This window comes from Paenibacillus sp. Aloe-11, from assembly GCF_000245715.1.
Lineage (GTDB): Bacteria > Bacillota > Bacilli > Paenibacillales > Paenibacillaceae > Paenibacillus > Paenibacillus kribbensis.
Map to the genome: position 1 here is coordinate 392,466 of NZ_JH601050.1, position 420 is coordinate 392,885.

The window sequence follows — 420 nt, forward strand, 5'->3', positions numbered from 1 at the left end:
GGCGAGCTGCACAGGGGAGGCCTCCCCCAGGCTCTGCAAGGCTGCGGCTACACGCAGCGCTTTTTCCCGGTAGGCCGTGACCAGCTTGCGCCGGGTGCTGCCGCCAGTATTGTGGTCACCGCTGCGTGCGTGAAATTCCCGCAGCAGCCTCTCCTTGCGCGAGCCGGGGCGGACCGCTGTCGTTTTGCGCTCATGGCCGTTGGGGCCTGCAGGCTTGCACAGTATCTCTACGAGCGGTAGCTTGGTCTTAAAAAAGGTGACGGTAAGAAGACCGAGTCCCAGTTGACGGCACAATCCAACCAACTCGTTCCAGCGCTGATTGACAGCCCCTTTTTTTGCACGATTTCGTTCTACGGCCACATATACATTGCTGGTTAGTTTCAAACGTTGCATGCCTTGCAGCACAAGCGACAGATTAAA

General features: G+C 58.1%; 1 protein-coding gene. It reads right to left on the reverse strand.

Features of this window, described 5'->3' with window-relative positions; translation table 11 throughout:
• Nucleotides 1-420: DUF2161 family putative PD-(D/E)XK-type phosphodiesterase (locus WG8_RS28165; protein WP_007429593.1), on the reverse strand; the 420-nt coding region annotated here is incomplete at both ends.